Source organism: Kitasatospora sp. NPDC036934 (genome assembly GCF_055608425.1).
The window spans coordinates 136,826-159,487 of sequence record NZ_JBVJQR010000018.1 but is presented as its reverse complement, the minus strand read 5'-3'; the positions used below and the strand labels follow the sequence as shown (position 1 = coordinate 159,487).

Sequence of the window (22,662 nt, the reverse complement as noted above, 5' to 3'; positions counted from 1 at the left end):
GCCGCCCCCGCCGGTACCGGCGGACGAACGGCCTCCACCGCTCGCGCTCGCCTTGCCCCCGGACGGCGCCGAGGCCGAGGTGGAGACCGGCGCCGGGGAGGCCGCAGCCGACGCCGGCGCCGAGGTGGAACCCGACGGGGCCGCCGCTGACGCGCCGGTGCCGGCGGCGCCGCTGCCCTGCGTGCCGCTGTCGTCGTTGCAGGCGGTCAGGGTCAGGGCGAGCGTGGCGACGGCGCCGACGGCGAGCAGGACGGGACGGACGGTGGTGCGCATGGCTGGTTCCCCCGGTTCACGTTCGTGGGTCGCGATCCTGCAAAAGATCGTTTCCCCTTACTCGAACGAGGGTGTTGCCGCACGCTGGCAGATCACTAACGTGCGCGCTGGCGCCACTAACGCACGGCTAACGCGACCGGATCCTGGCGTGCGCCGCCGCGTGCCGTCGCCGCAGTTCGGGCAGTGCGTCCTGGTCGGCGATGAGCAGCAGGGCATCGAGCGCGGTGACGGCGCCCGCGTCGAAACCGGTCCGCTCGGCCTCCAGCGCGGCCTGCGTGAGACGGTGCCGCCCGGCCGTGGTGTCGCCGAGCCCGGCCAGCGCCTCGCCCTGCCAGGTCCGCAGGAGCACGCGCCGGGCGACCGCCTCGTGCTCGGGGCCGAGGCCGAGCGCCACCTCAGCCGCCTCGTAGGCCTGTTGGTGACGGCCCGCGCCGAGGTGGATGCGGGCCAGGTGCTGGAGCGCGAGCATCCGGGTGTGCGCGTCGTCGACCTCGGTGGCGAGGGCGAGGGCTCGGGTGCAGGCCGTTTCGGCGGCGCAGGGTTCGTCGTCGGGGAGGACCGCGGCGAGGTTGACCAGGGCGGTGGCCTCGCCGAGCACGTCGCCTGCGCGGGCCGCGAGTTCGGGTGCGGCGCGCAGGTGCCGGAGGGCCTCGGCGGTGCGGCCCTCCTCGGCGAGCACCCAGCCGAGCAGGGTCAGGACCCGGGCCTGCGCAGAGGGGTCGGCGCAGGCGCGGGCGTCGGCGAGGGCGGCCTCCAGAGTGGGCACCCAGTCGGCGAGGACCCGCCAGACCACGAACGGCCACTGGGTCACGGCGATCCGCCAGGCCCGCTCGGGCCGGGCATCGGCGCGGGCCGCGGCGGCGATCAGGGCGAGATCGTCGCGTTCGGCGGCGAACCAGCCGAGCGCCTCCTCACGGCTGGTGAAGTCCCGCACTGCGGAAGGCTGATGAAAGTCATCGGGCTGCATGAAGGCGGGCTCCCCGCCAGGTTCCGCGGCTTCGGACGCGGACAGCGCGGTCGCCACGCAGTGGTCGTACAGGCGCAGCCGGGCCGCGGTGCGGGCGGCCGGGTCGTGACTCCGGCCGCGCGCGTAGAGCCGGACCAGGTCGTGCAGGACGTAGCAGCCGGGGGCGGTCTCGGTGAGCAGGTGCGCGGCGACCAGGCGGTCGAGGGCGCGGGCCGCATCCGGCGGGGTCGTGCCGGCGAGCGCGGCGGCGCTGAACCGGTCGACGTGTGTGCCCGGGTGATGGCCGAGCGCGGTGAACAGCTGCGCCGCGTCAGCGGGAAGGTGGGCGGTGGTGAGCCGCAGCGCGGAGGCGACACTGATGTCCTCGGCGGCGAGCAGCGCGAGCCGCTGGCGCTCGTCGGCGAGCCGGTCGGCGAGGGAGGCAAGGCCGAGGGCGGGGAGTTCCACGAGCCGGGCGGCGGCGACCCGCAGCGCGAGCGGCAGCCCACCGCACAACTCGGCCGTACGGCGGGCCGCTTGGGGCTCGGCGGCGGTGCGGTGCTCGCCGAGCACACGGGCGAGCAGAGCCACGCCGTCGTCGGTGCCGAGGACGTCGAGAGCGAGGACGCGGGCGGCGTCGGAGGCGACGAGACCGGCGAGGCGGGCCCGGCTGGTGACGACGGTGACGCAGCCGGGCCCCGTGGGCAGCAGCGGGCGGACCTGGGCGGAGGTACGGGCGTTGTCGAGGACGACGAGCAGCCGCAGTTCGGCGGTGAGCGAGCGGAACAGGGCACCGGCGGCGTCCGCCGACTCGGGCATCCGGCGCGGTGGAACGTCGAGAGCGGCGAGGAACTCCCGCAGCAGCTCGGCCGGTTCGGGGTCCGAGGTGTCGCTGAACCCGCGCAGGTCGGCGTAGAGCGTCCCGTCGGGGAAGTCGGAGCACCGGTCGGCCGCCCAGTGCACGGCCAGTGCGGTCTTGCCGACCCCGGCGGGCCCGGTGACCACGACGACCGGCCCGTCAGGTCCGGCCGCGGCCGCGGCCTCGGTCAGCGCGGCGCTCTCGGCGGTGCGGCCGTGGAATCCGCGCGGGGTACGAGGCAGCAGGTTGGGCCGGACCCGCACCGGCTCCGGGGCGGGTCGGGGCACGTCGGCCCGGGCCGCGGGGGCGCTGTCGGGGCCGAGGGCGAGGGTGAAGGCGGCGGTCAGCTCGACGCCCGGACGGACGCCGAGCTCGTCGGCGAGGACCTGGCGGGCGCGGTGGTAGGCGTCCAGGGCCTCCGAGGAACGCCCCGCGTGGTGCAACGCCTCGACCAGCCGGGCGGCCAGCGGCTCGCGCAGCGGATGGGCCCCGGTCTCCGGCCGCAACAGCTGGACAGCGCGCTCGTGTTCACCGCCCACGACGTACGTGTCGGCGAGCAGCTCGACCGCGGCGAGCCGCGCCTCGTCCAAGGTGTGCGCGGCGGAGCGCAGCAGCGGCGACGGGTAGGCGCCGGCCAGCGCGGGGCCCTGCCACAGGGCGAGCGCCTCGGTGAGCAGCGCGGCCCGGTCACCGGGGTCGGCGGCGCGGCGGGCCAGCGCCACCAGGCCCTCGAAGCGGTGGGCGTCGAGCAGAGTCTCCGGCAGTTCCAGGTGGTACGCGGCGCCGCGCGTACTCAGCTCGACGCCGTACGCCGATGCGCCGACGTCCGCCAACAGTGCCCGCAGGCGCGAGACATGGCCCTGGATCACGGTGCGGGCGTGCAAGGGGGGTTCGTCGTCCCACAGCGCCTCGGTGAGCGTGTCCACGGAGACCGCGACGTTGGCCCGCAGCAACAGCATCGCGAGCAGGCTGCGCCGCTTGGCGGGCCCGAGCGGCAACGGCCCGCCGCTCCCGCTGACCGACACGGGGCCGAGGACCTGGAACTCCATGAACCGAACCCTATCTCCCGGGGGCTACTGGGCATCGGGACGTCGAACCGGGCCGGTCGGCAGCGTAGCCGATGGCACGAGGGATCAGGGCCCGGCGGTGGCTTCGACGCACCGACCCGGGCGGCGCACCCAGTGGGTGTCGTGGCCGCCTCCGTCGCACATGTCGCGATCCTCGGCCCCCCGACGGTCAGCCAGTCCGCCCCGACGAGTTCCCCGGTCTGTTCAAGGCCTTCCACCAGTTCTGCGAGGACCGCGGCCAAGCCGCCCAGCGACGCGGATCCGTCGATTTCGTGGAGGAAAGCACGGCTCTGCTCTCGGACATGACGACCGGCCTGCCCACCCGCCCGGATGCTGCGCCTGCTCGCTGAACTCCCCGCTTGCTTCGACGAGCAACGAGCTGGGAGTCGAGAGCGGGGCCGGGGAACTTCGAGCGTTCATCAGCCTGCGGGGCCCGGCCGACCAGTACCGGGTCGGCCGACAGCGCGGCGGCACCGGGCGGCGGGAAGGCCGTGATCACGCCTCTGCGCGTGCCGACGGCGTAGCTCAGCAGGGTGGAGCAGGGCCCTGCCAGAGCGGAGTGGCGGGGAACCGGAGGCGAACGACCCCTCCCCCGTCGTCACCGGGCAGCCGGCCTTGGCACTGCTGGCTGTTCCCGGTTCGGTGTTCAACGACGGCGACCAGCGGGCTTCGGGTGCGGGCCATGAGGGCGGCGATCTCGATGGCGGTGTCGTCCGCGTCGGCCGCGGCTGGGGCAGGGGCGTCCTTGGGCAGGCACTCGCGCACCGGCAGGCCCCGGAGGCCTCGCAGAGCCGGTCGGCGTGCGCTTCGTCGATCACCGCGGCCAGGTTCGGATCCTCGAGCAGCGGCGAGGCGGTGGAAGGAGTTCTGCCGGGCGTGGGTGCGCTCGACGTGCCACCGCCGGATTGCCCGCCGAGGCCCTGGCCGACCTGCGCGACGTCCTCGGCGCCCTGCGCGACCCGGACGCGGCGCAGGGCGCGGCGCTCGCACCCGCGATACGAGACGTACGGGAGCTGGCCGCAGAGGCACGCGCGGCCGGGCAGCACGTGGAGCTGACCGTCGACGGCGTTCCCGAGCAAGCCCCCACGACCCACCGGCTGGCCGCGTACCGCATCGTCCAGGAGGCGCTGACCAACGTCCGCAAGCACGCGGGCGGCGCCGCGGTGACCGTACGGGTCGACTACCGGCCGCCCGCCACCCTGATCGACGTCACCAACACCCCCGGCGTCCCCGGCTACGAGCCCTACCCCACCCGCCCAAGGTGATCACCCTGACCACCTTCGACCTCGACGAGTACGTCTACAACGCGCTCGCCGCGGGAGCTGACGGGTTTCTGCTCAAGGACACCGATCCCGCCGAGATCCTGCGTGCCGTCCACCTGGTGGCAGCCGGCTCCGCCATGCTCCACCCCGCCGCGGCCCGCCGGCTCATCGACCGCTACCACGCCGGCACAGCCGAAGGCCACCGCCGCGCGGGCCCTACTGGAGGGGCTCACCCCCCGGGAGCTGGACGTGCTGGCCCTGGTCGCCGAGGGCGAGACCAACGCTGGCATCGCCACCCGCCTCGCGATGCGGGAAAGCACCGTCAGAGCCCACGTCAGCCGCATCCTCACTGCCCTGGGCGTCACCGACCGCGTCCAGGCCGCCCTCCTGGCCCGCGACGCGGGACTGCCCACCTGAGCGAGCGGGCAGGTACTGAAGGAGGTTGGGTCACTGACCTCATCGACGGCCGGTGACGGACTCACGGTCGCCGAAAGACCAGGACCTCGAAGATCCCGGAAGCTGCTCCTTGACCTGACCGTCAAGGCCGCTGCGCGCCCCGGAACAGCAGCGGGTCCGCCCGGGCCACGCACGGGGCGACTCGCCGAAGCGTCGGCCCGGCTCCGAGAGGGCGGACAGCGGGGCCCGGTGGCAGGACCCCGCTCGGCCGTCACTGCTGGAAGGGGCTGGGCTCCCACGCCTTCCCGCCGATCGGGTAGCTGTAGAGCGGTCGGCCCTTGACCGCGCTGGTGCGGAAGGGCTTTCCCGCGCCGGAGCCGATGGTCAGCGTGCCCTTGCGGTGGCCGCTGGTCCACTCCAGTTCCAGGTACCAACTGACGTCGTGGGAGGTGGTCTCGGCGGTCACCTCGATGACCTCCGGGTCGCGCTCGCTCACCTTGAGCGGCAGGCCGGTTCTGCCCTCGATCACGACCGGACGGGGGCGGGCCGCGTCCAGGTCGAGGTCGAAGGAGTGGACGTCGACTCCGCCCCCGCAGCCGTCAGCCATGGAGTAGGCGTTCCAAGGCAACGGGGCCGCGATCCGGGCGATGCGGACGTTGAGGGCGGTCAGCACCACGGTCTCGCTGCCGGTGCCCTGCACGGTGAGCTCGATCGACTGGTAGTGGCCGGGGACCGCGCCGACCTGGGAGACCCAGGCCGGGACATCCACCGGCGCTGGCGGGCGGGGGACTTCGGACGGCGGACGGTCGACCACGTACCGGTCGCACTCGGCGTCCCAGCGCGAGGGGTGGACCGCGACGGCGATCGGGGCGCTCGCGCCCGGGTCCGCGGCGCCGGTCGGCCCCGGCTGGGTCGCGCCCGCACTGGTGGAAGCGGCGGCGGAGTCGGGTCGGTCGGGCACGGAGGCGGGCGGACCGTCGGAGTGGGTCTCAAGGCCGGTGGCGACGGCCCCGATGGTGGCGAGCACCGCTGCGGCCGTCACGGCGGCGAGTGCGCCCCGGCGCACGCGCCGCCGCGGCGGTACGGCGGGGGCACGCTCCGAGGCGGCCGCGCCGGCCCCGGTGGCGCCCCCCGTGGCCGGTTCCTCCGCCGGTCCCGGCGCGTCAGGGGTGTCCGGCACCGTCCGCGCCACCGTGGCCGCTGACGGAGCCTCCGCCGCAGGTGCGGGCTCCGGTTCGGCCGCGGGGTCCGGTACGTGTGAGGGGGCGGGTGCGGAAGCCTGCCGGTTCGCCCGCACCGCGTGGGCGGTGTCCCACAGCCGGTAGAGCTCGGTGCGCTCCTCCGGAGTCGCCCGGCACAGCCGCGCGAGGCGCTCCAGCGGGGCGAACTCCACCGGCATCGCCTCCGCGTTGCAGTAACGGTGCAGGGCTGACGTGCTCACGTGCAGTCGCTTCGCCAGCGCGCCGTAACTGAGCCCCGACCGACTCTTCAGCTCCTGGAGCAGCCGCGCAACCTCGTCCGCTTCCCGCAAGTCCCCGGCCCCCTCTGGCACTGTTCCTCCCCCGGCTCGCGAAGCCCCTCGGCGGCGCCCCCGGCTCCGGCAGACAACCACGCCGCAGGCCCTCCCACGGTTCCCCCGAGGGCACCTCCGGAGCCGGCCGCGCCCTCCCCGAGCTTCGCGAACGCGTCCCAGGCAGGTTACGTCTTCCCAGTTCAAACCGGGTAACGGCGTCCCCGCGTCCCTGATCACCGTCCCACTGTTGCGGCCGGGACGAACCGGCGGACAGGCTGCCGGCGAAACACCGAGAGGGAGCACCTGTGAGCACTGTTCGGGCGGCCCGGGCCGCGATACCCACCAGCGACCGTCTCCACCGCGGCGCGGTGGCACTGGCGATGGGCGGAGTCCTGCTGATGACCGCGGCCTGCGGCGACGGTCAGGGCGGGGGCGGCGGTGACGCCGCGCCAGCCGGCACCGCCACCTCCGGAGCCGCTTCCGCGGGGGCGACGCCGAGGACGTCGGCCGCGATGCTGGACGTGGAGCCGAAGGACGGGACCCAAGGGGTCGCCCCGACCGCGCTCCGGGTGTCCGCCTCCCACGGCAAGCTCACCGCCGTCGACGTGACGGACAAGGACGGCAAGCCCGTCCAGGGCTCGATCTCCCCGGACGGCACCAGCTGGAAGCCCGCCGCCGCACTCGCCCCCGGCACGGCTTACACGGTGAACGCCCAGGCCACGGACGCCGACGGGCTGGTCGCCGCGGCCACCAGCGCCTTCACCACCGCCGCCCCCGGCAAGAAGATGTCGGCCAACGACAACATCGCCGACGGCCAGACCTACGGCGTCGGCATGATCGTGAAGGTGGACTTCAGCGGCAAGGTCGTGAACAAGGACGCCGTCGCCAAGGCGATCACCTTCGAGACCGACAGCGGCACCGAGGTGAAGGGCCACTGGTTCGGCGACAACCGGATCGACTTCCGCCCGGCCGAGTACTGGAAGCCGAACACCAAGGTCACCATCCACTACCGGCTGAAGAACGTCGAAGTCGCCCCAGGCGTGTGGGGCGACATCGACAAGGACGAGCCGTTCACCATCGGCCGCTCCCAGGTCTCCACCGCGGACGCCGCCACGCACCAGCTGACGATCGTGCGGGACGGCAAGTCCACCACCGTGCCCGCCACCCTCGGTGACGACCAGCACTCCTCCTGGGGCGGCACCATGGTCATCATGTCCAAGGAGCCGGTCACCCACATGAACTCCCAGACCGTCGGCCTGGGCAACGAGTACGACATCCCCGCCGTCCCGCACGCGATGCGGCTGACCAGGAGCGGCACCTACCTCCACGGGAACTACTGGTACAAGGGCGACCCGTTCGGCAAGGCCAACACCAGCCACGGCTGCGTCGCGCTCAAGGATGTGGAGGGCGGCAGCAACACCTCCCCCGCCGGATCGTTCTACAACAGCTCGCTGATCGGCGACGTCGTCAAGATCGTCAACACCAAGGAGAAGACCGTCGCCCCTGACAACGGCCTCGGCGGCTGGAACCTCCCCTGGGCCACCTGGTAGCCCGCTGGACGGCCTACCCCGGCACGGACGCGGGGCTCGTGCCCGGCCGCCGGACCCACAGGCTGGACGAACGCGTGCGAACGGGCGACGAGCCCGCTCCAGCGGCCAGCGGCGGGCCCTGTCACGGGTGGCCGCCCCCCGACCGTTCCGCCGGCGCAACTGGCTCCCGGGGCTGTGCACCACACCGCGGTCCGTACCGGTCCGCCCTCTGTCACCGCGCCAATCCCGGTCGGCGGACAACATGCTAGCCACGGCGACGGCCGGCACAAGAGGGCCATAGGGCCGCGCAGGAGGCTCCGCCGCGGCCGCTGGCCCCCGGCCGCGGCAGCGGACTTCGGCATGGGGCTTGACCTGGGCATATGACCGCGGGGCAGGCGAGACGGCGACAGGCGCCACCCCCCTTGGGCACGCACACGCCCGATGACCACCGTTCGTCGCTTCACGAGAGCATCGGAACCGTCCTGCTCCTCGGCGCGGGCACCGTCCGGGCCACGCCCCTTCTCCTGCACGCCGGGTCCAGCGTTTGGCCGTCCGGGCCGATGCAACGGAGCGAGGCCGGGGCCGCGCCGCCCGGCCCGCCCGGCTCGCGCATCGCTCGCGGGCTCGCTCAGCCGCCCGTCCCCGCGCTCAGAAGGTCGCGGGCCCGGGCCGCCAAGCCGTCGGCGCCGCAGTGGACGGCCAGTTCCAGGCCCCGGGTGAGCGTGCTGCGGGCAGCCGGGGCCGAGCCCAGCGCCTCGCCGAAGTCGACCAGGGCGATCGCGTGCTCGTAGCGGGCCGGCGAGCGCTCCAGGTGCCGCACCGCCTGCGCCAGCAGCTCGGCCGCGCGCGGCGCCTCGTGCACCGCGGCGCACAGCCGCAGGGCGCTGCCGACGGCCGAGTCCGTCCGGGACTCCCGGGCCCGGCGCACTCCCTCCTCGGCGAGGTCGCGGGCCCGCTCCGGCTGGTCGGGGGCCACCGCGCGCGCCAGGTGCCCCAGCCACGGCGCCCACACCGTGTTGCGCCATCCCCGCGCGTCCAGGGCCGCGCCGGCGGCCGTCAGCACCTCGACCGCGCCCGGCGCGTCGCCCCGGGCCAGTAGCAGGCGGCCGTACAGCGTGGGGGCGTCCGGCAGCACCATGACCGTCGGGTACGGCGGACCGAAGGCGTGCTCGCGGGCGAGCTCCAGGGCCTCCCCCAGCCTGCCGCGCGCGGCCAGGGTCTCGGCCAGCGCCCCGACCGCGTCCCAGTGCAGCGGGGTGTCCGGGCCGATCCGCCCGGCGGTGCGCAGGGCCCGGCGCAGGTAGTCCTCCGCCTCGGCGAGCGCGCCGCAGCGGAACCGCAGCATGCCGGTCAGCAGGTAGGCGAAGCCGAGGTGGCCGCCGCTCCAGCCGGCGACCTCGTAGGCGCGTACCGCCTCCGTGAACAGCTCCTCCGCCAGGTCGACGCGGTCGGCGTACAGGTAACTGAGGCCCAGGATCCCGGGCAGTTCGAAGCCCCAGGTGGTGTTGGTCCAGCCGAGGCTGCGGGGCAGCCGGCCCTGCGGCAGCGCGGAGTCGGCCAGCGCGAGCGCCTGCGCGCGGTCGGTGCCGCGCAGTGTGAGGTCCCAGCAGCGCAACACCGCCACCGCGTGGGCGAGGCCGTCGTGTTCGAACACGGCCTTCAGCGACACCGGCGCGTCCGCGTCCGCGCCGGTGTCGGCGTCGGTGTCGGCGTCGCTGAAGGCCAGTCCGACCGTGCCCAGCATCCGGTGGAACTCCGCCAGCCGCCGGGAGCGGCCGGGGCCGTCCTCGTCCTCGGACTGGAACGCACCGAACATGAAGTGGGCGACCTCCAGGCGCAGTCGCCCCGGCCCGGGCGGGGTGCGCGCGGCCTCCTCGGCGCACAGCGCGGCGGCCTCGCCGACCCGGTTGCTGTGGGCGAGGGCCTGGGCGAGCCGGAAGACCGCGTCCACCCGCAACCCGGGGGCCAGCCCGTACGGGTCGACGAGCGCCAGGCGCAGCTGGTTGACCGTGGTCGCGGGGTCGGTGAGCAGCGCCGAGCAGCCGAGCTCGTAGAGCACCGAGGCCCGGTCCTGGTCGGCGGGCGGCTCGCTGATGGCGCGGCGCAGGCAGCGCTGCGCGGCCTCGGGCGCGCCGATGGCCAGGTGTTCGCGGGCCGCCCGGCGCAGCTTGTCGACGATGGCGCCGTCGCCTTCGGGCAGGATCTCCAGCAGGTGCCGGGAGGCCGCCAACAGACCGAGGCCGGCGTTCTCGACCTCGACGGCGGCGACCCCGTGCATCCCGGTGCGGGTGGCCGGCGACATCGACTGGTAGACCGAGGTGGCGACCAACGGGTGGACGAACTCCAGCCGGCCCCCCGGTGCGCTGGTCAGCACCCGGTGCCGGCGCAGTTCCCGGACGGACTGGGCGGCGGCCTCCGGCCCCTGGGCGCAGATGGCGGCGGCGAGTCCGGGGCGGATGTCGGTGTCCAGTACCGACGCTGCCCAGGCGAAGCGCAGCGCGGTGGGGCCCAGTCGGTCCAGCCAGTGCCGCAGCGTCATCCCCCGGGCGGTGGCGGCGATCTCGCGCAGCAGACCGCTGCTCTCCTCGACCGGGTCGAGTCGCTGGTCGGCCACCTCGTGCAGCAGGGCGGCGGTCTCGTACGGGTTCCCGGCGGTGACCGCCCAGACGTGGCGGCAGAAGGCGTCCTCGGCCTGGGTGCCCAGGGCGGCCCGGACCAGGTGCGCGATCGAGGCGGGCTGGAGCGGGCGCAGTTCGTGCCGGCGGTCGGCCCGGTCGGTGAGGAGCCGTTGCAGGGCCAGCGTGTCGTCAGGGAACTCGTCACGGCAGGCGAGCACCACCAGGGCCGGCAGCTCCCGGGCTCGGACCGCGAAGCCGGCCAGCCAGCCCAGCGACTCCGGGTCGGCCCAGTGCAGGTCGTCGACCAGCACGGCCACCGGCGAGCGCAGCTGCACGAGGCGGGTGAGGACGAAGTCCAGTCCGTCCCGCACCCCCTGCGGATCAAGCTGCCCGCCGGGCGGCAGCAGTCCGGCCGCGGGGCCGACGACGTCCTCCCACGGCCCGAAGACCCGCGCCCGCTCGTCGTCGGACAGGGCCGACAGCACCGGCCGCACCAGCTGGCGCACCACGTGGAAAGGCTCGTGGCACTGCCGCTGCCCGCCCCGGGCGAACAGCACCGTGCAGCCCACGCGTTGCGCCGCCCGCCGCACCTCGGTCAGCACCGCGGTCTTGCCCAGCCCGGCCGCGCCGGTGTACAGCAGCAGCTCCCCGACGCCGGTACCGGCGGGCGCGGTGAGCGCCTCGATCGCCTGCGCCGCCGACCGGATCTCGGCCTCCCGCTCGTGCAGCGTCCCGCCGCCCTTCCCGGCCCCGGCCCCGGCCCCGTTGCCGTTCCCGGCCTTCCCCTCCGCCACCCGCCGCCTCCGATTCGCCCCGCCAGGGCAGCTGTTGCCCGGTCCGTCGTTGTCCGTCCCGCCGTCACAGAGGGCCGAGGCTACCGCCGAATGGCTGGATGCAGTGCGAACTTGACAGATAGTCAGTTCACGCCCCCTTCCCGCCGCCGCGCGAGCAGCGGCCTGCCGCAGAACCCGTCCGAGGACCCGTGCCGGACGGGCGAGCACCTCGGCCGGGCGACGCCCGGTGCTGATTGTCGCCAGACCTTCGACGTTGTGTCACGGGGCCGTAACCGGCGTTCACCTGGGAGGTTGCGTGTGTCAAGGTCGTTGCAGTCACCACCGATCGTCGTCCTCCGAGGGGCGGACCGGACAGTGCCGCCGGATGGGGGACGACGATGTCGAAAGCGATGAGGGGTATGCACGCCTGCGCACGAAGACCGGTTACCGCGCTCCTCGACGCCGGGCGGGCGCTGACCGTGTGCGGTCCCAAGGGCTCGGCCGACGCCTGAGCCCTGCCCTAAGTGCGCGGGGCCGGGGCGCGGACTTCCTCCTCCGACGGCTCGAATGCCACACGGTCGGTCCTCCAATGGGAGTACGACCTCCGCCTCGAACGCCGACGGCAACGCCGCCTCCCAGACGACGGACCCCGTGGGCGCGGGCGACCGCATCCTCAGCGGGATCGCCCTTGCCGAGTTCGGCTCCGCGCCATCGCGGGCGTGAAGCCGGAAGCGGACCGGCGGGAACGGTTGGAGACCGGTTTCCCGCCGCGTGCGGGGCATTCGTAGCGACCGGCCGCTCCGCCCCGAGAGCGCGCCGGGCGGCATCGGAACCGCGGCGCCTGTCGAGGACCCGGTGGATTCGGGTGTCGATGGCGGTGTTCCCGCGCAGGGCCGGCGTTGCGGTCGCCGCGGGGACGGGAACGGTCGGCGCGCCGGGCGCGGGTGCGGGCGGGAGCGGGAAGGGGCTTGCCCGCGGTACGGGTTGATCCCGGGTGAACCGGCCCGCAGCCCGCCGGGAGGCGGCCGTGCTCCTGCCGGCCCGCCGAGGAGTGGCTGCGACCAGAACGTCCGATACTCAGCCCAGGAGGGCCACGACCTTGACCAGATCCAATCCCACGACCGGGCGCGGGCCCGGATCCCAGGCGGCATCCGGCTACAAGGCCGGGGCCTTCGGCCATCAGAGGACCGGTGAGCAGGGTCGGCTGCGTGCGCTGGAGGACCTGTGGGACCCGTTCACCGAGCACTACCTGGAACAGGCAGGCGTGCCCGCCACGGCCCGCTGTCTGGAAGTCGGGGCAGGCGCTGGGTCGGTGGCCCGGATGCTGGCCCGGATCTGCCCGGACGGTGACGTCACCGCGACGGACATCGACACCCGTTTCTTCGAGGAACTCGCGGCCGAGGAGCGCATCACCGTCCTGAGCCACGACGTGACCCGGGACGGCTTTCCCGCCGGCTCCTTCGACGTGATCCACGCCCGGATGGTCCTGTGTCATCTGGCCGACCCCGCGAGGGCGTTGGCCGCCATGGCCGAGTGGCTGCGCCCCGGTGGACTTCTCCTGGTCGAGGATCTCGACCTGGGACCCGCCGATGCCTCTCCCCACCCGGTGATGCGTCAGGGTCTGCTCGTCGCCGAGCGTACCCTCGGGGTCTCCCAGGGCAGCGATCTCCGCCTGGGCCGACGGTTGCAGGCCCTGGTGACCGATGGCGGCTTCACCTTGGGCGGCATGGCGGTGCAGCCGGTGATGATCGGTGACGGCGGCTTCGCCGACGAGTTCTGGCGTCTGTCGTTCGCGCAACTCCGCGACTTCCAGGCCCGGAACGGCTCCCCGCTGGCCGAGGAGCTGGACGCGGCACTGTCCTTGATCGACCGACCGGACTTCACGGATCTCGGCATGCACGCCGTTTCCGTATGGGGTCGCAAGCCCGTGCAGCCGACCGGCTAGCCGCCCGGACAGCCGCTCGGCCCGACGACTCCGGGAGTGGACGCCGCGGCCCCGGTTCGCCCACCCCCTCGGCGCTTGAGCGCTGACCCGACACGCCCCGTCGTCGCCTCACCATCCCCGTGATTCGAACCCGTGCCGCTTATGTGGAGGGACCCCATGGCTGAACCCCGTCCATCCTCTCCGTACACGTCCTCCGACGTCGACCGTCCCCCTGTGCCCGCTGACGCGGTGGCCGTGATCGGGGTGGGCCTGCGTCTGCCGGGCGGCATCCACCGCCTGGACCAGCTCGGGCAGGCCCTGCACGAAGGACGCGACCTGGTCGGCCCCATGCCCCCGGACCGCTTCGACATCAGTGCACACCAAGCCCGTCGCTCGGGACGGCCGGGCAAGTTCAACTCCATCGCGGGCGGCTTCCTGCCCGAACCGGAGATCACCGGCTTCGACACCTCGTACTTCGGCATCACTCCCAAGGAAGCCTCCCGCATCGATCCGCAGCAGCGTCTGCTCCTCGAATGCGCGGTCGAAGCCCTCGACGACGCCGCCCTCGACATCCGCGCCTTGGCCGGCACCGAAACCGCCGTCGTCACCGGTGTCTCCAACCACGACTACGCCGACCTGCAGGCGCGCCGCCTGCGTTCGAGCAATCCCTACACCACGACCGGCGGACTCCTGTCGACCACGGCCAACCGGGTCTCGTACGAACTGGATCTGACCGGACCGTCCAGCGCCGTGGACAGCGCCTGCTCCTCCGGTCTGACCGCGCTGCACCAGGCGTGCGAGCACCTGCGCACCGGCCGCAGCCCGCTCGCCCTGGCAGGCGCCGTGAACCTGATGCTGGCGCCGGGCCCCTTCGTCGGCTACGCGCAGGCCGGAGTGCTCTCGCCGACGGGGCGCTGCCACCCCTTCGGAGCGGCGGCCGACGGCTTCGTACGCTCCGAGGGTGCCGTGATGCTCGTCCTGAAACCCCTGGCCGCCGCCCTCGCCGACGGCGACCGCGTGCATGCCGTCATCCTGGCCACCGCACTCAACTCCGACGGCCGCACCGTCGGCCTGTCCGCGCCGAGTTCACGCACCCAGGCCGCTCTGCTGCGCCGTGTGTACGCCGCCGCCGGCATCGACCCGCGCGACGTGTCCTATGTGGAGGCACACGGCACCGGCACCCTGGTCGGCGACCCCGTCGAGTGCGCGGCGCTGGGCGAGGTGCTCGGCAGCCGCCGTACCGACGCCCCGCTTCCGATCGGTTCGATCAAGTCCAACCTCGGGCACCTGGAAGCGGCGGCCGGGATGGCGGGAGTACTGAAGTCGCTGATCGTCATCAAGTCCCGTTCCATACCGAGGACTCTGCACGCCGATCCACCCAACCCGAAGATCGACTTCGACCGCCTCGGTCTGCAGCCGGTACTCGCCGCCCGTCCCGTTCCCGGCGACAGCCGTGTGGTGGTCGGCATCAACTCCTTCGGTATCGGTGGTGCCAACGCGCACGCCGTCCTGGCCGGACCGCCCGTGTTGTCGGCGCCACCGGCCCGGCCTGTCGGCACCGACGCCGACGCGCCGAGCGACACCGCCGTCGCCGCGCCGAGCGACGCCGACGCGCCGGTCGTCGGCACTGCGGCGCGGCCGGTGCCGGTCATCGTCTCCGCCCACACGGCCCAGGCGCTGACCGCCGCCCTGGAGTCCTGGGCGGAGCACTTCACCGCGATGGCCGCCGACTCCTCGCAGGGGCCCGACGCCCTGTACGACACCGCCTTCACCTCGTGCCGACGACGGACCCGGCGCCGCCACGGCATGGCGTTCTTCGCGACCGGTCCCGCCCAGGCCGCAGAGGTCCTGGCCCGGGCCGCACGGGGGCAGGAAGCCGCCACCGCCACCGAACGTCTGGTGAGCGGAGGCCGGATCGGCTTCGTCTTCTGCGGCAACGGATCGCAGTGGGCCGGCATGGGGGCCGAACTCCTCGGCCAGGACCGTGCGTTCACCAGCGAAGTCGAAGCCGTCAGCGACGAGCTCGGGCCCCTGCTCGGCTGGAGCGTGCTCAAGGAGATGGCCCGCGCCGATGCCTCCCGTTGGGACCGCACGGAAGTCGCGCAGCCGATGCTGTTCGCCGTGCAGGCGGGCCTGGTCGCCGCCTTGTCCGCCCGGGGCGTCGATCCGCACGCGGTCATGGGACACAGCGTCGGGGAAGTGGCCGCCGCGTACTGTGCGGGTGGCCTCACCCGGGCTCAAGCCTGCCGCGTCATCGCCGCCCGCAGCCTGGCCCAGGCCGCCACGGCGGGATCGGGAGGCATGGCCGCGGTGGGCCTGAGCGAACACGCCGCCGGGGAGAGGCTCAAGCAGGCTCAGCTGACCGGCCGCGTGGAGATCGCCGCGATCAACTCCGACCAGGACGTCACCCTCGCGGGCCCGCACGAGGACCTCGCGGCCCTCGGCGCCGCACTGGATTCCGACGGCGTCTTCTTCCGGGACCTGCGCCTCGACTACGCCTTCCACACCGAAGCCATGGAGCCCGTGCGTGACCAGTTGGCCCGTGCGCTGGAGTCCCTGGCCCCCGGGTCCTTCCGCATTCCGATGGTCTCCTCGGTGACCGGCCGCCTTGAGTCAGGGCAGGCGCTGGACGCGGGGTACTGGTGGGCCAACATCCGCCGCCCCGTCCGCTTCCACCAGGCCGCCACCGAACTGACGGCCGGGGACGCCGCCTGCGACGTCCTGGTCGAGGTCGGCCCCCACCCCGTGCTGACCGCCTACCTGCGGCGTGCCACCGCCGGCACCCCCGCTCCCGGCGTGGTCGTTCCCACGCTGTCCCGGACGTTCGCCACCGTGGACGCGCTGCAACAGACCGTGCTGCACGTACTCGCCGCCGGGGCGGCGGTGGACTGGGACAGCCACTTCCCCCGTCCCGGCACGGTGGCCGACCTGCCGGCGGTGGCGTGGCAGCGCGAGCGGCACTGGAACGGCGACGCGTCCTGGTGGCAGGAGGACGCCCCCGGTGAGGACGCCGCCGGTCCCCACCCCCTGCTCGGATCCCGCCAAGCCGGGCCGGAGGCCGCGTGGTTGAACCGTCTGGACGCCGACCGGCTGTCCTGGATGGAGGACCACCGGGTCGCGGACGCCGTCGTCTGGCCCGCCGCCGGCTTCGTGGAAATGGCGTTGGCCGCCGCACGGAGCCGACACGACGGACCACTCGAAATCACCGGCCTGTCCATCGACCGGGCCCTGACCCTCGACTGGAGCACCGACTCCGCGAGCCCCGTGGACGGGGACGACGTCCAGCTGGCCACCCACCTCTCCCAGGACGGCAGGCTCATCGTTCGAAGCCGCACGGGCGAACAGGACTGGACCGAGCACGTCCGCGCCGGCGTGCGGAGCCTGCTGCGCCCCCAGCGCCCCCCTCTGGACGTCGCGGCCCTGAAACGCCGGCTGCCGAACCGGCATCCCGCCCCGGAGCACTACGCAGCCGCCCAACGGGCCGCTCTCGACTACGGGCCGGCCTTCCGGACCGTCACCCACCTGCACACCGGGGCGGAGGAGACCGTAGGACACTACGAGTTCACCGCGTCGAGCCGCCCCGAGCCCGGAATCATCGCCCACCCCACGCTGGTGGACGGAGCCCTGCAGACCTGTCTGCCGCTGATGTTCACCGCGGACCGACCCGCCCCGTTCCTGCCCGCCCGCATCACCACCGTCCGCAGCTGGCGGACGCTGCCCTCCTCCGGCTTCAGTCACGTCACCCGCGCCACCGGCCCCGAAGGCCTGTGGGACATCGCCGTGTGCGACGACGACGGTGAGGTGTGCATGGAACTGCTCGGCTGCGAACTGCGACGCTTCGAAACCGTGACCGCCGAGGAGCAGGACCGGCTCACCGAAGTCCTGCGCGCGGTGCCCCTACCCGGCCAACCCGGGCCCGGCCGGAGCCCGCTGCCCGCCCCGCGGTCACTGCCGGAACTGGTCAGGAGGCAGAACGACGCCCGACTGGACCGGCTGCACCGGATCAGCGACGCGCTGCGGCCACGCCTGCTCGACGTCTGCGCCCACTTCACCGCCCGGGCCGTGCGCCACCTGCTCCCAGCCGCGAAGCACTCCTCGTTCGGCCTGGCCGACCTCATCGAGGCGGGAGTCAAGGCCAAGCACGCGCGGCTCCTCGACGTCCTGCTGCCCCAGGCCGTCAGTGCCGGCGTCCTCACCGCCACCGGGCCCGGCGTCTGGAGCAGCACGGCCGCACCACGCCCCGAGGCACTCTTCAGCCGTCTGCTCGAGGACTGTCCCGGCCAGTCCGTGACCGTCCTCGCCTACGGTGTGTGCGGGGACCGCCTCGCCGATGTCCTCACCGGTGACGCCGACCCCCTGGAGCTCCTCTTCTCCGACGCCGACAACCTCGCCCAACGGTTCTACGAGGCCAGCGCCTTCTTCGCCCCGCACACCCGTGCGCTCGTCGGGTGGATCCGCAGCATCGTCGCCGGCTGGCCCACCGACCGTCCGCTGCGCATCCTGGAGGTCGGTGCGGGCACCGGCGCCACCACCGCGGCCCTGCTGCCGCACCTGCCGCCGGAGCGGGTCCACTACACCTTCACCGACGTGTCACCCGCGTTCTTCCCCGCCGCCGAGAAGCGCTTCCACGCCTACGACTTCCTCACCCACCAGGTCCTGGACGCCGGCAGCGACCCCGTGGCCCAGGGCTTCGAACCAGGTGCCTACGACCTCGTCATCGCCTCGAACGTCCTGCACGCCACCGGCGACATCTCCCGCGCGCTGCGCGGCATGGCCACCCTGCTCGCGGACGGCGGCCACCTGATCGCCCTGGAGACCCACAGCACCGAACTCCTGGCTCCGGTGTTCGGCCTGCTGGACTCCTTCTGGCTCCCCACCGACCAGGACGTCCGGCCCGACGGTCCCCTGGTGCCCTACGACCGCTGGCCCGACCTGCTCGCCGACTGCGGCTTCGCGGCCACCGGACAGTACGACGACACCGCCGCCGACCGGCCCTACGTGTCCCTCGTCGTCGCGGAGCGCCGTGCCCGCGCCGTCCCCGACGGGGCAACGGACCGTACTCCTCCTGGCGCCTCGGGCGGGCGACGGGCCTCCGCAGCCGCGACGGCGCTCGACCACGCGACGCAGCGGACCTGGCTGCTGAGCACGCCTACCGCCGACGCCCCCACCGAGTTGGCGCACCGACTGACCAGGGCCCTGCTCACCGCATGCCCCCAGGGCCGCGTCCACCACGTCGCGGCGGCCGGCGGTGCGGACTCCTGGGCCCGCGAACTGACCGCTGCGGCGGACGGGGCCGAGGAACCCCGACCGGTGAGCGACGTGCTCCTCCTCGCCGAACCGGTCGGCGAAACAGGACCACGGCGACGCACCGCCCACGGCGTGCGGCAGCTCGCCGCGCTGCGTGACCTCACCCGGGCCTGGAGCCGGAGCGCGCGGTCGTGCGGAGGGAACCTGCGTGTCTGGATCATCGACGCCGACAGCCAGCAGCCACCCACCCCGCCGCCCTCGCCCCACGGCGCCCCCCTGTGGGGCGCCGCGCGGAGTCTGGCGAACGAACACCCCTCGCTGAGCGTACGTCGCATCGCCTTGACCGAGCCCGGCGACGACGACACGATCGAGCGCCTCCTGCACGAACTGCACCACCTCCACGGCAGCGCAGCGGCGCCGGGCAGCCCCGAGGAGTTCGTCGACGACGAGGTGGTCCTCACGCCGCGAGGGCGGTTCGCCACCCGGGTCACCACACTGCCCGCCACCGGGGCCGCATCCGGATCCGAACCCCACTACGCACTGCAGGTCGACGCCTCCGGACGAAACCCCGTCCTCACCTGGCGCTCCACCACCGCGCTCCACCCGGCCGAAGGACAGGTGCTCATCCGTACCGCGGCCGCGGCGCTGAACCACCACGACCTGCTCACCGCGACCGGCAGCAGTCCCCTGCCCGCAGCCCGGCGCCACGGATTCCTCGGCCTCGGCCTGGACTGCGCGGGCACCATCACCGCGGTCGGCCCCGGTGTCACCCGTCTCGCACCGGGCGACCGCGTCGCGGCCATGGCCCACACCGCTCTGGCCTCCCATGTCCTGGCTTCCAGCGATCACGTCGTACCGCTGCCCGACGCGATGGCGTTCACCGCGGCCGCCACCCTGCCCACCGCGTTCCTCACCGCGCACCACGCCCTCCAGCAGTGCGCGGGCCTCACCGAGGACGACACCGTCCTCGTGCACGGCGCCGCCGGGGGCGTCGGGCTGGCCGCCCTGCAACTCGCGCGGCACGCCGGCGCGCGCGTCATCGCCACAGCCGGCACCCCCGCCAAGCGGAGCATGCTGCGCCTGCTGGGCGTCGAGCACGTGCTGGACTCGCGCACCCTGGACTTCGCCGAACAGGTCGCGGACCTGACCGACGGCCGCGGCGTCGACGTCGTCCTCAACTCCCTGCCCGGGGAAGCCCGTCTGCGCAGCCTGCACCTGCTCGCCCCGCAGGGACGTTTCATCGAACTCGGTCGACGCGACGCGGAGCGGGACGATCCGCTGCCGGTTTCCCCGCCGGCCCGCAACGTCTCGTTCTTCGAGGTGGACACGCTGGACCTGCACGATCGGCGGGCGCCCGTGGTCCGGCGCCACTTCACCGCGCTGGCCGAAGCCGTCACCACCGGCCGCTGGATGCCGGTGCCCCATCACACGTTCCCCGCGGACCGCTTCGGGGAGGCGTTCAGCCTGCTGAGCCACGCCCGGCACATCGGGAGGATCGTCATCACCTTCGACGCCCCACCACCGGTCGTCGACTCAGCGCCCGCGAGCGCACTCGACGCCGACGCCGCCTTCGTCATCACCGGAGGCCTCGCGGGATTCGGTGCCGCCACGGCCCGTCACTTCGCCGCACGCGGCGCCCGCCACCTTCATCTCGTCGGCCGCCGAGGCGCCCGGACTCCCGGCGCGGCGAGACTGCTCGACGAGCTTCGCGCCATGAAGGTCGAGGTCACCGTGCACTGTGTCGACGTCACGCTGCCCGGCGCCCTCGATCCCGTGCGCGCCGCCCTGCGGGAACGGCGCCTGGGCGGTGTCGTGCACGCCGCCATGGTCCTCGCGGACGCTCCCTTCACCGACTGCACCGACACCCAGCTGGAGACCGTCCTCGCCCCCAAGATCGCCGGACTCCACGCACTCGACGCTCTCGCCGAAGAGCACGATCCCGACTTCTTCCTCGCCTACAGTTCGGTGGCCGCCCTCGACGGCAACATCCACCAGGCCCCCTATGTCGCCGCCAACGCTGCGATGGAAGCGCTGATCCGAGCCCGCCACCGAGGCGGCAGCCCCGCCCTCGCCGTTCAATGGGGCGTCATCGCGGACGCCGGATACGTCCACCGCACCGGACGCATCGACGAGATGGCCTCCTACGGCATGGCCCCCGTCGCCGCCACCGACGCGCTCACCGCGCTCGACCGGCTTCTCGACACCCGAACGGGACCGGTCGTCGCACTGGGCCGTTTCGACTGGGACAGCATCAGCCGCGTCCTGCCCGCTCTCAAAGCGCCCAGGACCGGCGCACTGCTCCGACAGCACCACGTGAGCACCGACCGCCCCACCTCCTTGCGCAGCGAGGTGGCCGTGCTGAGCGACGACGAGGCCATCGTCCTGATCGAGGACGAGGTCGCCGCGCTCGCCGCCGCCGTCCTGCACACCCCGGTCGACCGCCTGGACCGCACCAGCCGCCTCGACCTGCTCGGCATCGACTCCCTGATGTTCCTGGAACTCTCCGCGGCACTGCGCCAGCACCTCGGCTGCGACATCCCCACTCTGGAACTGATGGGCGCCGCCCACCTGCCCGACATCGCCAAGCGAGCCCTGTACCGCCTCCGGCAGCCGGGCCACGCCAACCCCACCAAGACCGTCACCGACCCGGAGCGGAGTGAACACGCGTGAACGCCCCTGCCGCGGGCAGCAGTTCGGCCCACCTGACCGCCGCCATCGACCAACCCGACTTCGTCGCACTGAGCCCGGCCACCGGTGACGGACACCTCCTGCGCCTCTACTGCATGCCGCCCGCGGGAACGAACGCCACCTACTTCCAGTCCTTCACCGCCCACCTGCCGACCACCGTCAGCCTGCACGCCCTGCAACTGCCCGGACGTGGACGCGCCATCGGCACGGCGGTGCACACCGACCCGCACCGCCTCGGACAGCTCCTCGCGGAGCGCATCCGTCAGGGCGACAACGGCCACCCGTACGCCGTGTTCGGCCACAGCGTGGGAGCCCTCGTCGCCTACGAGACCGTCAAGTGCCTCATTCGGCAGGGCCACCGCCCGCCCACCCTGCTCGCCCTGTCCGCCATGGCCGCCCCCCACCACCCCGAGTTCACCACAAGGGCTCCGGACGTCCTGCTCGGCGGCCGGGAGGGAATCGAGAAGCTCTTCGGCCGCCTGCCCGACCACGTCGGCCACGACCCCAGGGCACTGGTCAACACGTGGATCCCGATGCTCGCCGATCTTCTGCTCGCCCTGCAGTTCCCGCCCCACCAGGGACCACCGCTGGACACCCAACTCGCCCTCTACGGAGGCGAGGACGATCCCGTCATCTCCCCGGCGGCCTTGGCCGGCTGGAACGACATCAGTAGCCGACCGGCCACCCCACGCCTCTTCCCCGGCGATCACACCTACCCCCTCGACGACGTCGCGGCGCTCGGTTCCCGGCTCACCGTCGACCTCGTCACCTCCCTTCGGGGGTGGAAGTGTCCGATCGGCGGCTCCGGCTCACCTTCGGGGGAGTGTCCGGTCGCCGACCTCCGCGCTCCGCGGTGACGCGGGTGGGAGGTCCGGGGGGAGCCCGGTCCCGCCGGACCTCCCACAGGGACGGACCGGAGGGCGGCGCGCCACCACCCGGGGCCTGGAGCAGGGCGGGGGCAGCACCCGAGGACCGAGCACGACGCCGCACACGCCCTAGAAGCTGAGCAGCCCGATGACGTGGCCGTCGTGGTCCACGACGGGCCACGCGTCCAGGCCGCGGGCGAGCATGGCAGCGGCCGCGGTGGCGGCGGGCATGCCGGTGGTGGCGAACGGCTCGCGGTCGAAGACGATGTCGCGCACCGGGGTGCGCTCGGTGTACCAGGACCGGGCCTGGAACGGCGCCAGCTGCAGGCGGGTCAGCAACCCGGCGCAGCGGCCGTCCTCGTCGCGGACCAGCAGGTGGTCGGCGCCGGAGCTCTGCAGGATGTCCATCGCCGTGTCGACCATGACATCGTCGCTGATCTGCAGCTCCGGGTGTCGCATGAGGTCGCCGACCGTGGCGGTGGTCGCGGGGTGTTCGAGGGCGATGGTCATGGGCTGACTCCTTCGTCTCTCCCGCCGGGTCCGGCGGTGATCAGGGCACGGGCGGTGGGACGCCGGTGGCGGTCCGCCGGCGCGGGGCGCGGCACTGCTGACGAACCGCGCGTGCGGCCGTCGCGGGAAACCGCTGCCGCTGAGGCGGCGGACCGCGCGGGCCCGGTGCGCACCGCGCACCGGGCCCGACG

The 22,662-nt window shown here is 73.8% G+C and carries 9 protein-coding genes and 3 pseudogenes; 6 read left to right on the top strand and 6 right to left on the bottom strand.

Annotated features, from left to right (window positions below; genetic code table 11):
* The 3 genes and pseudogenes from ACZ7BZ_RS26625 to ACZ7BZ_RS26615 all read right to left on the bottom strand — a co-directional run.
* A pseudogene (locus ACZ7BZ_RS26625) lies at positions 1-273 on the bottom strand (DUF4232 domain-containing protein); the annotation flags it as partial.
* Between the two features lie 127 nt (positions 274-400).
* Positions 401-3,127: an AfsR/SARP family transcriptional regulator gene (locus tag ACZ7BZ_RS26620; RefSeq protein ID WP_470360500.1), complete on the bottom strand. Its 2,727-nt coding sequence runs from the start codon at positions 3,125-3,127 to the stop codon at positions 401-403.
* A gap of 864 nt (positions 3,128-3,991) precedes the next feature.
* Positions 3,992-4,096 (bottom strand): annotated as a pseudogene (locus ACZ7BZ_RS26615) (IS5/IS1182 family transposase); the annotation flags it as partial.
* On the opposite strand from ACZ7BZ_RS26615, the gene ACZ7BZ_RS26610 reads away from it, so the two are divergent.
* Positions 4,051-4,410, top strand: a complete 360-nt coding sequence (locus ACZ7BZ_RS26610) for a sensor histidine kinase (RefSeq protein ID WP_470360508.1) — start codon at positions 4,051-4,053, stop codon at positions 4,408-4,410. The pseudogene ACZ7BZ_RS26615 and the gene ACZ7BZ_RS26610 sit on opposite strands and share 46 nt — an antisense overlap.
* Positions 4,377-4,824 (top strand): annotated as a pseudogene (locus ACZ7BZ_RS26605) (LuxR C-terminal-related transcriptional regulator); the annotation flags it as partial. The gene ACZ7BZ_RS26610 and the pseudogene ACZ7BZ_RS26605, both read left to right, overlap by 34 nt.
* Before the next feature lie 250 nt (positions 4,825-5,074).
* Here ACZ7BZ_RS26605 and ACZ7BZ_RS26600 read toward each other — a convergent pair.
* Positions 5,075-6,355, bottom strand: a complete 1,281-nt coding sequence (locus ACZ7BZ_RS26600; RefSeq protein ID WP_470360499.1) for a helix-turn-helix domain-containing protein — start codon at positions 6,353-6,355, stop codon at positions 5,075-5,077.
* Positions 6,356-6,621: 266 nt separating this feature from the next.
* Between ACZ7BZ_RS26600 and ACZ7BZ_RS26595 the strand changes: the two genes are divergently transcribed.
* Positions 6,622-7,866: a L,D-transpeptidase gene (locus tag ACZ7BZ_RS26595; protein WP_470360498.1), complete on the top strand. Its 1,245-nt coding sequence runs from the start codon at positions 6,622-6,624 to the stop codon at positions 7,864-7,866.
* 607 nt (positions 7,867-8,473) lie between these two features.
* On the opposite strand, the gene ACZ7BZ_RS26590 is transcribed toward ACZ7BZ_RS26595, so the two are convergent.
* Positions 8,474-11,257 carry an ATP-binding protein gene (locus ACZ7BZ_RS26590; RefSeq protein ID WP_470360497.1) on the bottom strand — a complete coding sequence of 928 codons (2,784 nt, stop codon included), beginning with the start codon at positions 11,255-11,257 and terminating at the stop codon, positions 8,474-8,476.
* A 1,006-nt stretch (positions 11,258-12,263) separates the two neighbouring features.
* Here ACZ7BZ_RS26590 and ACZ7BZ_RS26585 point away from each other — a divergent pair.
* From ACZ7BZ_RS26585 to ACZ7BZ_RS26575, 3 genes are all read left to right on the top strand, one after another.
* Positions 12,264-13,181, top strand: coding sequence for a class I SAM-dependent methyltransferase (locus tag ACZ7BZ_RS26585; protein ID WP_470360496.1), 918 nt, complete (start codon positions 12,264-12,266; stop codon positions 13,179-13,181).
* A 213-nt stretch (positions 13,182-13,394) separates the two neighbouring features.
* A complete protein-coding gene (locus ACZ7BZ_RS26580; protein WP_470360495.1) occupies positions 13,395-21,077 on the top strand; it encodes an SDR family NAD(P)-dependent oxidoreductase in 7,683 nt (2,560 codons plus the stop codon).
* Positions 21,074-21,952 carry a thioesterase II family protein gene (locus ACZ7BZ_RS26575; RefSeq protein ID WP_470360494.1) on the top strand — a complete coding sequence of 293 codons (879 nt, stop codon included), beginning with the start codon at positions 21,074-21,076 and terminating at the stop codon, positions 21,950-21,952. The genes ACZ7BZ_RS26580 and ACZ7BZ_RS26575 overlap by 4 nt, the downstream gene beginning before the upstream one ends.
* A gap of 138 nt (positions 21,953-22,090) precedes the next feature.
* On the opposite strand, the gene ACZ7BZ_RS26570 is transcribed toward ACZ7BZ_RS26575, so the two are convergent.
* The gene (locus ACZ7BZ_RS26570) at positions 22,091-22,471 is read right to left on the bottom strand and encodes a CBS domain-containing protein (RefSeq protein ID WP_470360493.1); all 381 of its coding nucleotides are present in this window, start codon (positions 22,469-22,471) and stop codon (positions 22,091-22,093) included.
* Positions 22,472-22,662 lie beyond the last annotated feature (191 nt).